Source organism: Acidibrevibacterium sp., assembly GCF_049965395.1.
Classification (GTDB): Bacteria; Pseudomonadota; Alphaproteobacteria; order Acetobacterales; family Acetobacteraceae; genus Acidibrevibacterium; species Acidibrevibacterium fodinaquatile.
In genome coordinates, this window is the sequence record NZ_JBMFWJ010000023.1 from 3,007 (window position 1) to 16,556 (window position 13,550).

The 13,550-nt window shown below is 63.8% G+C and carries 18 protein-coding genes; 14 read left to right on the forward strand and 4 right to left on the reverse strand.

Features of this window, described 5'->3' with window-relative positions; all coding sequences use genetic code 11:
* Window positions 1-175: 175 nt before the first annotated feature.
* From ACP5M5_RS08580 to ACP5M5_RS08590, 3 genes are all read right to left on the reverse strand, one after another.
* Complete coding sequence (locus tag ACP5M5_RS08580; protein ID WP_427936708.1) at window positions 176-619, reverse strand: Ohr family peroxiredoxin; 444 nt, start codon at window positions 617-619, stop codon at window positions 176-178.
* Between the two features lie 317 nt (window positions 620-936).
* On the reverse strand, window positions 937-1,377 hold the full coding sequence (locus ACP5M5_RS08585) for a hypothetical protein (protein WP_427936709.1): 441 nt from the start codon (window positions 1,375-1,377) through the stop codon (window positions 937-939).
* A 2-nt stretch (window positions 1,378-1,379) separates the two neighbouring features.
* Window positions 1,380-1,853 (reverse strand): septal ring lytic transglycosylase RlpA family protein, encoded by a 474-nt coding sequence (locus ACP5M5_RS08590; RefSeq protein ID WP_427936710.1) that lies wholly within the window; start codon window positions 1,851-1,853, stop codon window positions 1,380-1,382.
* 89 nt (window positions 1,854-1,942) lie between these two features.
* Between ACP5M5_RS08590 and ACP5M5_RS08595 the strand changes: the two genes are divergently transcribed.
* The 3 genes from ACP5M5_RS08595 to ACP5M5_RS08605 are packed head-to-tail and all read left to right on the forward strand — an operon-like array spanning window position 1,943 to window position 3,238.
* Entirely contained in the window at window positions 1,943-2,419 is a 477-nt protein-coding gene (locus ACP5M5_RS08595) for a hypothetical protein (RefSeq protein ID WP_427936711.1), read from the forward strand.
* Complete coding sequence (locus ACP5M5_RS08600; RefSeq protein WP_427936712.1) at window positions 2,416-2,823, forward strand: helix-turn-helix domain-containing protein; 408 nt, start codon at window positions 2,416-2,418, stop codon at window positions 2,821-2,823. Before ACP5M5_RS08595 ends, ACP5M5_RS08600 begins: the two co-directional genes overlap by 4 nt.
* The gene (locus ACP5M5_RS08605; RefSeq protein ID WP_427936713.1) at window positions 2,813-3,238 is read left to right on the forward strand and encodes a hypothetical protein; all 426 of its coding nucleotides are present in this window, start codon (window positions 2,813-2,815) and stop codon (window positions 3,236-3,238) included. Before ACP5M5_RS08600 ends, ACP5M5_RS08605 begins: the two co-directional genes overlap by 11 nt.
* 14 nt (window positions 3,239-3,252) lie before the next feature.
* Here ACP5M5_RS08605 and ACP5M5_RS08610 read toward each other — a convergent pair whose 3' ends face one another.
* Window positions 3,253-4,494: an ABC transporter substrate-binding protein gene (locus ACP5M5_RS08610; protein ID WP_427936714.1), complete on the reverse strand. Its 1,242-nt coding sequence runs from the start codon at window positions 4,492-4,494 to the stop codon at window positions 3,253-3,255.
* 196 nt (window positions 4,495-4,690) lie between these two features.
* Between ACP5M5_RS08610 and ACP5M5_RS08615 the strand changes: the two genes are divergently transcribed.
* From ACP5M5_RS08615 to ACP5M5_RS08665, 11 genes are all read left to right on the forward strand, one after another.
* Complete coding sequence (locus ACP5M5_RS08615; protein ID WP_427936715.1) at window positions 4,691-5,053, forward strand: hypothetical protein; 363 nt, start codon at window positions 4,691-4,693, stop codon at window positions 5,051-5,053.
* Window positions 4,992-6,329 (forward strand): phage terminase large subunit, encoded by a 1,338-nt coding sequence (terL, locus tag ACP5M5_RS08620; RefSeq protein ID WP_427936716.1) that lies wholly within the window; start codon window positions 4,992-4,994, stop codon window positions 6,327-6,329. Before ACP5M5_RS08615 ends, terL begins: the two co-directional genes overlap by 62 nt.
* Before the next feature lie 4 nt (window positions 6,330-6,333).
* Entirely contained in the window at window positions 6,334-7,743 is a 1,410-nt protein-coding gene (locus ACP5M5_RS08625) for a phage portal protein (protein WP_427936717.1), read from the forward strand.
* Window positions 7,740-8,144, forward strand: a complete 405-nt coding sequence (locus tag ACP5M5_RS08630) for a hypothetical protein (RefSeq protein WP_427936719.1) — start codon at window positions 7,740-7,742, stop codon at window positions 8,142-8,144. The genes ACP5M5_RS08625 and ACP5M5_RS08630 overlap by 4 nt, the downstream gene beginning before the upstream one ends.
* 97 nt (window positions 8,145-8,241) lie before the next feature.
* Complete coding sequence (locus ACP5M5_RS08635) at window positions 8,242-9,564, forward strand: DUF4043 domain-containing protein (RefSeq protein WP_427936720.1); 1,323 nt, start codon at window positions 8,242-8,244, stop codon at window positions 9,562-9,564.
* 5 nt (window positions 9,565-9,569) lie between these two features.
* A complete protein-coding gene (locus tag ACP5M5_RS08640; protein ID WP_274964533.1) occupies window positions 9,570-9,878 on the forward strand; it encodes a hypothetical protein in 309 nt (102 codons plus the stop codon).
* Window positions 9,879-9,880: 2 nt separating this feature from the next.
* Entirely contained in the window at window positions 9,881-10,282 is a 402-nt protein-coding gene (locus ACP5M5_RS08645) for a hypothetical protein (RefSeq protein WP_427936721.1), read from the forward strand.
* Between the two features lie 4 nt (window positions 10,283-10,286).
* Window positions 10,287-10,943 carry a hypothetical protein gene (locus ACP5M5_RS08650; protein WP_427936723.1) on the forward strand — a complete coding sequence of 219 codons (657 nt, stop codon included), beginning with the start codon at window positions 10,287-10,289 and terminating at the stop codon, window positions 10,941-10,943.
* Window positions 10,943-11,770: a hypothetical protein gene (locus ACP5M5_RS08655; protein WP_427936724.1), complete on the forward strand. Its 828-nt coding sequence runs from the start codon at window positions 10,943-10,945 to the stop codon at window positions 11,768-11,770. The genes ACP5M5_RS08650 and ACP5M5_RS08655 overlap by 1 nt, the downstream gene beginning before the upstream one ends.
* 31 nt (window positions 11,771-11,801) lie before the next feature.
* Entirely contained in the window at window positions 11,802-11,954 is a 153-nt protein-coding gene (locus tag ACP5M5_RS08660) for a hypothetical protein (RefSeq protein ID WP_205216075.1), read from the forward strand.
* Between the two features lie 4 nt (window positions 11,955-11,958).
* Window positions 11,959-13,539: a phage tail protein gene (locus ACP5M5_RS08665; RefSeq protein ID WP_427936725.1), complete on the forward strand. Its 1,581-nt coding sequence runs from the start codon at window positions 11,959-11,961 to the stop codon at window positions 13,537-13,539.
* Window positions 13,540-13,550 lie beyond the last annotated feature (11 nt).

Here is a 13,550-nt window from a genome sequence, read left to right on the forward strand (position 1 = left end):
TGCGGCTTCTCCTGACAGTGAGCACGCGGTTTGACCCAAGAGCGACGGCACCGAAACGTTGCCGGCCGGCACGTTCCTGAGACGATCGAACATTAATTAGTCATTAACAACTTGGTTTCCTTTTGTCAATCACTTTTCAGTGCCCCTTCGATGTCACGCCACGCGCCGCCTGGCCTCAGGCGCCTTCGGTCTCGAGCGCGAGGTCGATATTGCCGCGGGTGGCGTGGCTGTAGGGGCAGATTTTTTCGTGGGTTTCCTGGACCAGGGCGCGGGCTTCGGCGGTGGGCAGGGTTGGCACTTTGACGCGGATTTTGACGGCGATGCCAAAGCCGCCGCCTTCGCGCGGGCCGACGGCGGTCTCGCACGTGACCACGGCGCCGGCGACATTCTTTTTATGCTGGCTCGCGACAAATTCGAGGGCGCCGCCGAAGCAAGCCGCATAGCCGGCGGCGAAGAGATGTTCGGGTGTCGTGGTATTGGGCAGGCCCGGCCCTCCCATTTCCTTGCGCACCGAGAGATTGACGCTGACCGAATGGTCGGTGGTTTCGGTGTGGCCGTTGCGCCCGCCGGTGCTGATGGCGACGGCGGTGACGAGCGGCTTGATGGTGTGGGCGGCCATGGTGTTTCCCTTTCCTCAGGCGTTCACCGGCCAAGGCTAGGCGGGGCGAGGGCGCGACGGCAAGACAATACCGCGCGCGCTTGCCCAACGGGACAAAGGTTTTTTGGTTCTTTTTTTCAAAAAAGAACTTTTTCCCTTTCTTTTTCCCCGTATCCTCCCTTGACAAATCTGCCCAACCCCCTAGAACTCTCTCTCGCCCAACCATAAAATTGGGGCCGGTGGCTTTCGGGCTGGCGGCGAGACCCATCCGATTGGGCGATTATCCTTCTCGTTGGAGAAAGGGCGGTTCCGGTTTTCGGGCCGCCTTTTATTTTGCCTCAATTCCCGGGAATCCCGAGCGCGTTCTTGGGATCGACATAGTGGTGCGGCAGCGGCACAGCGGGATATAGCACCACTTTCCAGGCGCATTGCGGGGTTTGATAGACGCCGCTGAACCCGGCCTTCTCAACTCTCCCCTCGAGCGAGAGCAGATAGGGCGGGCGGTTGGGCGGCGCGGTGTTGAGGCGCGCGAGCACCTGGCCGTCGCGGCTCATGCTGCCGCGGATGACCAGCGCGCCATCATTGGGGGTGAATACGACGCTGAGATCAGCGGCGCGGGTGACCAGGGTTGCCGGCATGGAATCAGTGCAGTGGACGCCGCCCATCGGCTGGATTTCGCCGGTGTAGCGCTGGTCATAGGCTTGGGTGCTGAGTTCCTTGCCGATGGTCGCGCAGCCGCCGAGGGCAAGGCAGGCGAGCGCCGCGCCGAGGCCGCGCATGGTCAGAGCGGCGAGACCGCTACCTGCGCGGTGCCGCTTCTCAGGATCCCGAGCTTGCGCGCGGCGGCGGGGGAAAGGTCGATCACGCGGGAGGTCTGGCCGGTGCGATCGGTGATGACGACGTCAACGAAGCGCTGTGAGCCGACCAGGCTCACCCGCACCCAGGTGCCGAGCGGCAGCCAGGGGTGGGCGGCGCTCATGGCGGTTGCGTCGAAATGGCGGCCGCTGGCGGTGCGCTTGCCGTGAAACCCGGGGCCATACCAGGAGGCGGTGCCGATTTCCGGCGCGCGCTCGAGGGCGCGGGGGCGGGCGCGGCGGAGCTGGCCGAGGCGCGGGCTCGCGCGCTTGGCGGCGGCGGGCTTGCCGCCGCTCGCGGGCGGCTCTTGCGCCTTGGCGCCGGGCGCGTGCAGGGCAAGCGCCAGCACCGTCGCCATCGCGGCGGGCAGAAGGGGGCGCAGAATGCGTTTGGCTCTCATGCCCCATCTCCAAACACAAAAAATGGCTCGGCGCAAGGTTTTGGCTATGCTTCCGCCTTGGCGCGCAGAGAGGCGCTGTTGGGCCGGGCATGAAAATGTTGACTTCTAATACAACACTTGACATACTGCTCCAAGAAAGGCGGTTGGCCGGTTACGAGCCGCGGCTCCGCTTCGACCAGCAACCGGAGCGCCTTGTTTTTCTCCGCCCGGCGTGTCTCACGCAGATCAAGGCCCTGCCCGATGCCCCCCAAGGCGAAAACCCTGTTCCGGTGCCGCGCGAGCAGATCATGGTTCTGCTCGATGATTTCTGTGCTGGGACGGCGCTCGTCAGCGGGTATGATTTTGAGAAGCGCGGGCAAAGGCTCTTCCTTCTCAAAACACGGAGTGTGCGCGCCGGGGCGATGTTTCTGAGCAAAACGGAGCTGGTCGTGCTCGACGTCCAGCCAAAGGCCGCATTCAACCCCGCGAAGGGAGGCCCGTTGAAGAACGCCGCCTGGTATCGCGCATGCTGCGCCCTTCCAGAGTTCAAAGAGCTTTCCCCATTCGCCTTGAGGGATCCCCTATGAAACGAAACCGCGAACCACTGAATGCGGAAGGGCAGCGCGTTTATGCACGCCTCACCGCGCATGTCGCGCGCGAATTGGCCCGCGCGCTGGCAAAGGAGAGTAAGTTCGGCACCATCACCCGCGCCGAACTCGCCCGCCGGCTCGGACGCGACAAAGGCTTTGTCACGCGCAAGCTCTCGGGCGGGGAGAATATGGAACTCCGCACCGTCGCCGCGTTTCTCGCGGCCCTCGGCTATGAGATGGACGTCGCGGCGCGAAGGATTGACGCGCCTCCAGGCGAGGGACGGAATTTCTTCCACGAGACCTCGCCCGTCGCGTCGCCGACGATCACTTTTTCCCCCGGCCCTGGCCCGAACACGACGACGGCGCCAAACGCGACATGGCACGATCCCAATGCCGCCTGACCCGAAGATCGAAACCGTCCTGGTCTGCGACGATGTGCGGCGTGAGCACAGCGGCAAGGATATCCTGATCGGTGTCTATAGCGGCGGGATCGGCATCTCCGCCCTGCCAGCGCCGATAAATGTCGCGTTTTGGATCACCCTGCGTGCCCCTGCGCCGGGGACGTTTGCCCTCTCATTGCGGATCAATCTGCCACACAAAAACCCGGCGATCGACATGACGATGCACATCGAGATTTCCCCGCCGCCAGACATGCCGTTTTCTGACCAGCCCACCGCCATCTTCACGCGACCTCTGCCGCTCATGATCACAGCGCCCGGCGACCTCGCGCTGCACTATCGCTGGAGCAAGCAGGGCAAATATCGCTCTCTTCTGCGCAAACCGATCGCCATCGTTTCGCCGCCGCCCGCGCCGTAATCGCCGCCCGCCCCTCACCCCGCGAATTTGCAGTCAGTGACCGGGGGTGCGGCGTCCATCGGCGGGGTGGTTGCGACGAGCTTGTAGTAATCCCAGCCGCCTTTGCTCTCGGCTGGCGATTTCACCTCGAACAAATAGGGCGTCACCATGGCGCGGCCATCGGCGCGGATGCGGGTTTGGCCGAACGCGTCGTCATCGGCCGTGTTCTCTTTCATGTGTGCGATGACGGCGGCGCCATCGCGGGCGCGGGCAACGCCGAGGGCTGCAACCGATTTCAGGTAGTGCAGCGTTCCCGCATAACACGCGGCGTGGACATCGTTCGGGTAATTGCCCTTGGTTTTGGGCAGAACGCGGCGGGTGAAGGCGCGGGTGCGGTCATTGAGATCCCAGTAAAAACTCTCGGTGAGCAGCAGACCTTGGCCGATCTCGAGCCCCAAGCCATGCACGCCGGTCACGGAAAACACCAAAGCCGCAAGGCGTGTGCCGTCTCGGGTGATGCCGAACTCCTTGGCTTGTTTCACGCAATTGACGGTATCATCGCCGGCATTGGCGAATCCGATCACCTTCGCCCCGCTCGCTTTGGCGCGCACCAGAAAGGAGGAAAAATCCGTCACCCCGGGAAACGGATAGACGGCATTGCCCAGGACCTTGCCGCCGAGTTTGGTGACGACATCGCTGGCATCGCGCGCGAGCTGCTGGCCGAACACATAATCGGCGGTGATGAAATACCAGCTATCGCCGCCGGCGCGGTAAATCGCGCGGCCCGACGAGGCGGAGACCATGAATACGTCATAGCCCCAATGGACGGTGACCGGCGTGCATTGCTTGCCGGTGAGATCATCGGTGCCAGCGCCGGTGTTGACATAGGCTTTGTTCTTTTCGCGGCAAATGGTGTTGACCGCGAGCGCGACCGAGGAGGTCGGCACGTCGGTGATCATGTCAACGCCATCGCGATCGAACCATTGGCGAGCGATGGTCGCGCCGATATCGGGCTTGTTCTGGTGATCACCGACGAGGATCTCAACGGCCAATCCCTGGCCGGCGAAATCCTCCACCGCCTGGCGGGCGCAGGCGACCGAGGTCGGCCCGGTGACATCGCGATAGGGGCCGGACATGTCGGTGAGCACACCGATGCGAATGACGTTCTTGCTCTCAGCATGCGCCGGCGCGGCGGCGAGCGGGATCGCGGCGCCGGCCGCGCGGAGCAACGTGCGGCGGGTGACGTTCATGTTTTCCTCCCGATATTTTTTTCTCATGCGGGTGTTCCCGCCCCCCTTGCTATAGCGAAACCCGGCGGCAAAAGGAACGATTTTCCGCCCGCGCCGACGGGCCACGCGATTTTTCAAAAAAAAACGCTTGCCCACGCGCCCCGGTTTGACGTATAAGCCCCGTTAGCCTGCCTAACTATGTCGAGCGGGCGTCACCGAACGCCGCTTGCCCCGGAACGCCAGAATGCCCGCCCCCACCCCAGACGCCCCACCGAGCGACGGCCCGTCGCCGCTCGACATCCTGCTCGCGGTGATGCGCGCGAAATGGCAGGAGGGTGACGCTGACGGCGCCGCCGAACTCGCCCGCGCCGCCGCCCCCTATCTTCACCCCCGCCGCGCCCCGGTGCCCGCCGAGCGCCGCGGGGCGCGCGCGAAGGACGCCGCCCCTGCCCTCGACGATGCCGAGCTCGAACGCGAAATCGCAGCCCTTGCTCACGGAAGCGGCGCTGCGCCGTTCGGTGCGGACCTCTTTGCAGGCCTGGGCGATGCTGGCGCTGGCCCCCGAACGCCATCGCCCGGCGGCGCATCATCGGCTGATCATCGCTGAACTCGAGGCCTTAGCACGCGGCGAAAACGACCGGCTGATGCTGCTGCTGCCGCCGGGCTCGGCAAAATCCACTTACGCCAGCGTGATCTTTCCCGCCTGGTGGTTCACTCAGGCGCCACGCTCCAACGTCATCGCGGCGTGCCATACCGCCTCGCTCGCAAGCCATTTCGGAAGGCGAGCGCGCAATCTCGTCGCCGAACATCATCGCCGCCTCGGGATCGCGCTCGCGCCCGATGCGCGCGCCGCAAGCAACTGGACGACGAGCGCCGGCGGCACTTATTACGCGGTTGGCGTGCGCGGGCCGATCACCGGTCGGCGCGCCGATCTCGTGCTCATCGACGATCCGGTCAAATCGCAAGCGGAAGCCGATTCGGCCGCCGCACGCGCGCATCTTTGGCAATGGTATCAGAGCGATCTGATCTCGCGTCTGAAACCCGGCGGCCGCGTCGTGCTCATCATGACGCGTTGGCACGAGGATGATCTCGGCGGGCGAATTCTCGCCGAGGAAGCGACGGGCGGCGATCGCTGGCGGGTTTTGCGCCTTCCGGCCTTGGCCGAAAGCGATGACCCGCTCGGCCGCGAAGCCGGCGAGGCGCTTTGGCCGGAGTGGGAAACTCACGAGGCGCTGGCAAGAAAGCGCCGGATCATCGGCGAGCGCGCTTGGGCCGCGCTTTACCAACAGCGGCCACGCCCGCCGGAGGGATTGTTGTTTCGCACAGACGCGATCACGCTCTTGGACGCAGCGCCGCGCCCGCTTGCGCGGGTGCGCGCCTGGGATCTCGCGGCCAGCATCGCCCGCCCGGGTTTCGACCCGGATTGGACCGTCGGCTTGCGCATGCTGAAAGACGAGTCTGGTCGCTTCATCGTTGATGATGTCATGCGCCTGCGCGGCGGCCCGCATGAGGTTGAGCAAGCGATTCTCGCATGCGCCGAGCGTGACGGGCGCGAGACCACCATTCTGCTGCCGCAAGATCCGGGCCAGGCCGGGCGCGCGCAGGTTCTTTATCTGACACGCAAACTTGCCGGCTATCACATCGTCTCCGGCCCCGAAAGCGGCGCCAAGGTGACACGCGCGAGCCCGGTTGCAAGCCAAGCCGCATGCGGCAATCTCGCCATCGTCAAAGCCCCGTTCACGCGCGCCCTGATCGAGGAACTGCGCGACTTTCCCGCCGGCAGCAAGGATGATCAGGTGGATGCGCTGTCGCGCGCCTTCGCCCATCTCAGCGCCGCCCCCCAAGCGACACGGCAGGTCAATCTGCCGCTTCTTTCGCGGTAGAGGCATGTTCGACACACTCGCAAGCTTGATCCCGCATGATCCCGACTATCCGGCGCGCGCGCGCAAGCTCGACATCCTGCGCCGGGTTCTCGATGGCACACTCTATGACGTCTTGCCCTATGAGTTTTACGACGAACGGAGCCCCGGCGGCGAGTATATCCCGCTCCGCCAGCGCCGGCCCTCGGTGCGGTATAATCTCTGCCGCCTGGTGGTTGAGGATTCGGTCGCCCTGGTCTTCAGCGAAGGCCATTTTCCGGCGCTCGACTCGCCGGATCCCGCGGTGCGCGATGCACTCAGCGCCATTCTCCGCGAGGCCAAGCTCAATGAGGTGATGATCGATGCCTGCTTGCGCGGCTCGGTCGGCTCGGTTGCCATTCTGATGCGCGTTCTACGCGGGCGGGTGTTTTTCCAAACACTGGAGACGATGTATCTCACGCCGCGCTGGGAGGCCGAGGCTCCGGATACCCTTGCCTCCGTCACCGAGAAATTCAAGGTCTCGGGCGCCAATCTCCTCGATCAAGGCTATGAAGTCCCCGACCCGACCGGGCAATACTGGTTTCAGCGGCGCTGGGACGCGGAATGGGAATGGTGGTTCGCGCCGTGGCCGATCGCAAGCGACGAGACGCCGCGCATCGATCACGCGCGCAGTGTCCGCCACGGCCTCGGCTTCGTTCCCATTGTATGGATCAAGAACCTTCCCGGCCCCTCCGCGACCGGCGATATACGCGATGGCGCCAGCACTTTTCGCGCCGCTGTTGAGACCGCGATCGAGATCGATTACCAGCTTTCGCAAGCCGGGCGCGGCCTCAAATATAGCTCCGATCCGACGCTGCTGATCAAAGAGCCGGCGACGTCTGACAGTCAGATCATCAAAGGCGCTGCCAACGCACTGGTTGTTTCGGAAAAAGGCGATGCGAGGCTGCTCGAGATCGGCGGCACCGCGTCTGCCGCGGTGATCGATTATGTGCGTACGCTGCGCGAACTCGCCTTGGAAAGCATTCATGGCAACCGCGCCGATGCGCAGCGCTTCGCAGCCCCCACCTCCGGCCGCGCTTTGGAAATGATGAACCAGGGGCTGATTTGGCTCGCCGATAATCTCAGGATTTCCTATGGCGAAGGGGCGTTGCTCGCGCTCGCGCGGATGGTGCTGCGGGCAAGCCAGCATTATCCGCTCATCGTCCGCGGCGCCGAACTGCCACCGCTTAACCCCGAGGCCAGCCTCAGCCTCACCTGGCCGCGCTGGTATCCGGCATCGGCCGATGACCGGCTAAAAGACGCGCAAGCGCTCACCACGCTGACCGCAGCCGGGCTTCTGTCGCGCGAAAGCGCGCTGAAATCCGTGGCCAGCACCTATGACATCGCCAATATCGGCAACGAGATCGCGACCATCGCGGTCGCGGAAGGAGAAGCATGACCGACGCCAGCGACCCGTCTTTGCCCGAACCAACGATCGAGGAGTTGCGCGCCGAAACCGCCGCCCTGGCGCGGCAATTGCAGGAAGTGACCGAGGCCGCGCGCGCGCGCATCATCCGCGCCGAACTCAAGGCGGAAGCGATCAAGGCAGGGATGATCGACCTCGACGGCTTGAAACTCATCGAGCCCACCGCTGTCAAACTCGATGACAAAGGCGAGGTCGAGGGCGCGGGCGCGCTGATGACGAAGCTCAAACGCGAAAAGCCCTGGCTCTTTGGCGCTCATTCCTCGTCGTCGCGGGCAACCCCGCCGCACGCCGAGCCGCCGCGCCAAAAGCATGCGAGCGAAATGACCGCTGCAGAATATCGCGCCGCCCGCGCCGAGATGCTGCGGCGCCGATAAAAAGCGACGAACTCCGTCGGCACGAACCGCCCGATCCCTCCGGGGGCGGCGCCTTTGACCTGACCTTCCCGACCATCCCCCAAACAGAGGATCTCCCATGGGTATCAATAATTTCCCCGCGGCGTTGCAGCCCATCATCCAGCAGGGCTATCTCGAACGTGAATTCGAATCCGCGCTTCATTCCAAGCTCGGCTATCGCGACATCGCCGATCGTGAGGTCTTCGCCGTCGGGATCGGTGAAACCCTGACCAAGACCCGCGCCGGCCTCAAGCCCTCGGTCACCACGCCGCTGGCGCCAGCGACCAACACCAATCTCGATAACGGACTCACGCCGCAGTATTTCAACGTCGAGCAATACACCCTTTCGATCAATCTTTACGGCGCTACCACCGATCTCAACATGGTGACGAGCCGCGTCGGCATCGCCTCCCAATTCATGCTCAACGCCTCAATCAATGGCGAACAGGCGCGGCGCTCGCTTGACGAGCTGGCACGCAATCAGCTTTTTTCCGCCTATTTCGGCGGCAACACTCGCGTCACTACGGGCCTCAGCGCGCCGGCCGCGACAATCGCCGTCGATGATGTGCGTGGCTTTCAGTATGTCTGGGTCAATGGCGTGCCCACCGCGGTAAGCGCCAGCAATACCCTCACCGTCACCGTCGGCGCCGATGTCTATACCCTGATCGGGGTTGCCGTCGATGCGACCAGCACGTCGACCACGCCGGGCGGCTTGTCGGGCGAGTTGACCTTCTCGAGCAATGTTTCGATCGGCGATGGCTCGTCCGGCAGCACCGTGCAGGCGGCCAACGCGTCCGTCATCATCCGCCCGGGCGGCGCCACCAACACCTCGCAATTGCAGGCGACCAACACGCTGACGATGGCCAATCTCCTCGATGCCGTCGCCAAACTCCGCCTCAACAACGTCCCTGATCTCGGCGGCGTCTATCACTGCCATCTCGACCCGGTATCGGCCCGCCAGCTTTTCGCCGATCCCGATTTCAAACAACTCTTCACCATGGGCTACGATACGGAGACCTTCCGCCGCGGTGAACTCGTGAGCCCCTTCCTCGGGCTTCGCTTTGTGCCGACCACGGAAGCCTATGTCCAGCCGGCGCCCGGCCTGCCCGGGCTTTATATCCGCCGCCCGATCGTCTGCGGCCAGGGCGCGCTGATCGAAGGCGATTATGCCGGCATGGCGGAGGAAGATGTCGCGCCGCGCGATGCGATCATCAGCATCATCGACGGCGTGGCCATGGTAACGCGCGAGCCGATCGATCGCTTGCAGCAGATCATCGCGCAATCCTGGTATTGGATCGGCGGTTTCTGTGCGCCAACCGACGTTACCACCAACCCCTCCACCATCCCGACCGCGACCAACGCCGCCTACAAACGCGCGGTGATGATCGAGCATGTGGGCTGACGGCGATGGCGATTGGATCAACGCAACCGCTGATGGTGTCGGCGACGGCAACGCTCGCCGCCGGCACGACCTCCACCGCGATCGCGCTGGCTGGCTCGGGCGAGGCGGTTTTGGTCTATAATGCGAGCGCTGCGCTCGCGTTCATCCGCTTTGGGATGGATAACAGCGTGACCGCAACCAGCGCCGACGTGCCGATCCCGCCGGGCAGCCGGATGTTGATCCACGCAGGCGAGTTTGCTAAAACCGTGGCCGCTGTGCTGGCCTCGGGGAGCGGCTCGCTCTATTTCTCGCGTGGCCAGGGAACGGTTTACTGATCATGTCCGCGAGCGCCTTGACGCTGCCGTTCACGGATGCCGAAAAAACCGATATTCGGCGTTTTTGCGGCTATCCGGCCTATGGCGCCGGGGCCGCGGGGTTTCAAAGCTGGCGGTTTTTCCAAGCCTACGGCACGCTGGAATATCGCATGAACAATCTCGCGCCTGCGGAATATGCGGTTGTACGCACGGTTTATCTCGCGCAGCTTTATCCGCTCGAGGCGGCGATTCCGGCGGCCGGCGGCAATCTCGATACCGCGAGTGCCGCGGTGTGGACGCACAACAGCGAAGAAGTCCATCAGCGCGAGGAATTGTTCGATGATTGGCGGCGGCGTCTTTGTGGCTTTCTCGGGCTTCCCCCTGGCCCCGCACTTTCTTACGGCGGCATCGCGCTGATCGTCTGATCCCATGAACCCCGATCGTTTGCAGGATTTGATTTATCGCGGCATGGGGCGTGCAGCGTTGAAGACCGGGCAGCTCTATAACGCCTTTCGCCCCTCGGGCAATACCAATCCGTGTGCCGCGACGAACCGCTATCTGCAACTGCGCGCGGCGTTCAACGCAACCGATCCGCGTTTTGTCCGCGCCAACACTTACGGCCATCCGGTCTGGTATGGCGTGTTCGATTCCGCCTATACCCTGCCGGGCGATTATCTCATCGAGCACGAGACCGGGCGAACCTTCTTCATAGCCAGCCAGCCGCCGCTGCTCCCGGTGGTAACGGTTCTTGCAGAGCGCATCGTTTCTGTGCTTCGCCCGGCCGGCCCGGCCGGCTTTGGGGTGCAGGCTTATGGCGGCGTTGAGATCGCAACCGCGAGCCTGCTCCTTGGCAACTGGCCGGCGAGCATGATCGAAGGCGGCAATGGCGGCGGCGCGCGTTACGCCGGCGATCTTCCTGCCGATGTGCGTCTGACTGCCTTCACCCTTCTGCTGCCGACCTTGCCCGGCATCGTCCCGCGTGTCGAGGATTTGGTCGAGGATGATCTCGGCCGCAATTTTGTTGTCAGCAGCGCCGAACTGTCTGAGCTTGGCTGGCGTCTTGTGGTGCGGCAGGTGGCAAGCTGATGGCCGATCAATCCGATGTCGAAGCCGCCCTCGTCAATGCCGCGATGGCCGCGCTCTACCCGCAAGGGCTGAGCGGGCCGAGCGTCTGCGGTGCGCCGGTGCGGCTCTATCGCGGCTGGCCGGACAGCAGCGCGCTCGATGCCGACCTTGCGGCGGGCTATGTCAATCTCACGGTCTTTCCTGAGGATAGCGGCGAGCGCAACACCACCCGTTATCTGCCGAAATGGAGCAACCCGGCGCCGGTCGCGCCGACCTTGACGGTGACGACGACGGCAGACAGCGCAACCTTCGCCGGCAGCGCCGGCCCGGGCCAAATCGCTGGCATTCTCGCCGACGCCAACACCTACGTCTATCCCTGCCAGAGTGGCGATGCGCCGGCCAATGTCGCGGCCAACCTCGCAAGCCAGATCATGGCCAATCGCTTGGTGCAATTGTCGAACGCGACGATAACCCTCCCCGGCGTGCAGCGCCTGATCGCGCGCACCGTCGCAACCCAAGGGATTTTCAACCAGGTTCGCCGCCAGGAGCAGACTTTCCGCCTCATCGCCTGGTGCGCCGATCCCGCCTTGCGCGATGCGGCGATGATCGCCGTCGATACCGCGCTCGCTGCCACCTATTTCCTATCGTTTCCCGACGGCAGCGTCGGCCGGCTCCGCTTTCGACAAAGCCTCACCCTCGACCGCCAGGAAAACGCGTCGCTCTATCGCCGCGACCTGCTCTACTCGGTCGAATACCCGACATTGCAGACGGCGATCTTGGCTTCGATGCTGTTCGGCACGACGACGATCGGCACCGTGGGCAACGCCTCGGTATCCCTGACTGACTGACGCGATATTCCCCTGTCCTGGAGAGTGGATCATGACAACCAACCTGGTGGTCGTGCGGCCGTTCGGGTCGTATGCCAAAGGCGCGCTGATTACCGACGCCGCAACCATAGCGAGCATTCTTGCCAGCGAGAATGCCAACGCGGTGGTTCGTGTCAACGCCACCACGCCGTTGAGCGGAGGCTGATGCGATGCCGATCGTAACGCAAGGCAGCCTCAACACCACCGCGTTGGTGGTGCCTGATCTCTATGTTCAGATCGTGCCGCCGCAGAACCTGGTTCTCAATGGCGTGCCGACCGACATTATCGGCGTCGTCGGCACCGCGACCTGGGGCCCGGTCAATCAGCCGGCGATCGTCGGCACGATGGCCGACTATGTCGCAACCTTCGGCCAATTGCAGCCACGCCAATATGATATGGGAACGCAGGTCGCAACCGCGATCCAGCAAGGGGCGCAGAATTTCCGCTGCGTGCGCGTGACCGACGGCACCGATACCGCCGCCCAACTCGGGCTTTTCTATACCGGCACCAACGGCCCGCTGGTGCTGACCGCGCTTTATACGGGGAGTTTCGGCAATCAGATCACCGGCAGCATCATGCCGGGCAGCCAAGCCGGCACGTGGCAAATCACCTTCAGCCTGCCCGGATTTACGCCAGAAGTCTTCAACAATATCGGTGGCACCGGCGCGACTTTTTGGCACAATCTCGTCAATGCCATCAATCTCGGCCAGGGCTCCTTGCGTGGCCCCTCGCAGCTCGTCGTCGCCTCGCTCGGCAATACCCTAACCGTGACCCCTACCAGCGAGGCATTTGCTTTCAGCTACGGCACCCCCGGCAGCGACGGCGCGAGCAATGTCACCTCGGCAACGTTGATCGGCCAAAGCACGACGCCGCGCACCGGAATGTATGCGCTCGGCGGACAAGGTTGCTCGATCGCCGTTCTTGCCGATAGCGTCGATCAGACGCAATGGACGACGCAGGCGGCGTTTGGCCTCTCGGAGGGGATCTACATGATCCTGACCGGGCCGCAGGGCGATACCATCACCAATGCGGTCGCGACCATCCAGAGTGTCGGGCTTGATAGCTACAGCGCAAAGCTGATGTTCGGCGATTGGATCTGGTGGAATGACCAGACCAATAATCTCATCCGTCTGGTCTCGCCACAGGGCTTTGTTGCAGGACGGCTAGCCAATCTTTCGCCCGAGCAATCGAGCCTCAACAAACCGCTTTATGGCGTGGTCGGCAGCCAGCGTTCGGGTGCGCCAGGCGCGCCGCTCGCCAACACCTATTCCACCGCCGATCTCGATGCCTTGTTCACGGCAGGCATCGACGTCATCGCCAATCCGCAGCCGGCAGGGAGCTTCTGGGGGGTGCGCGGCGGCTTCAACACCTCGACCAATCCGGCCAATGATGGAGATAATTACACGCGCCTTACCAACTACATCGCCGCGACGTTGGAAGCCGGCATGGGGCAATTCGTCGGCCAGCCGATCAATGCCGCGCTGTTTTCGCAAATCCGCGCGACCTTGCTCTCCTTCCTGCAAGCGATGCTGGGTCAAGGCATGCTGGGCGCGACCAGCAGCGGCGCAGCCCCGTTTCAGGTGGTGTGCGATACCTCCAACAACCCCGCCTCGCGCACCGCGCTCGGCTACGTCCAGGCCGATGTGCAGGTGCAATACATGGCGATCAACGAGAAATTCATCGTCAATGTCGATGGCGGCCAGACCGTCACCATCCAGAACCAGACCCTGCCGTCCGGGCAGATCGCTTAAGGAGACATTCC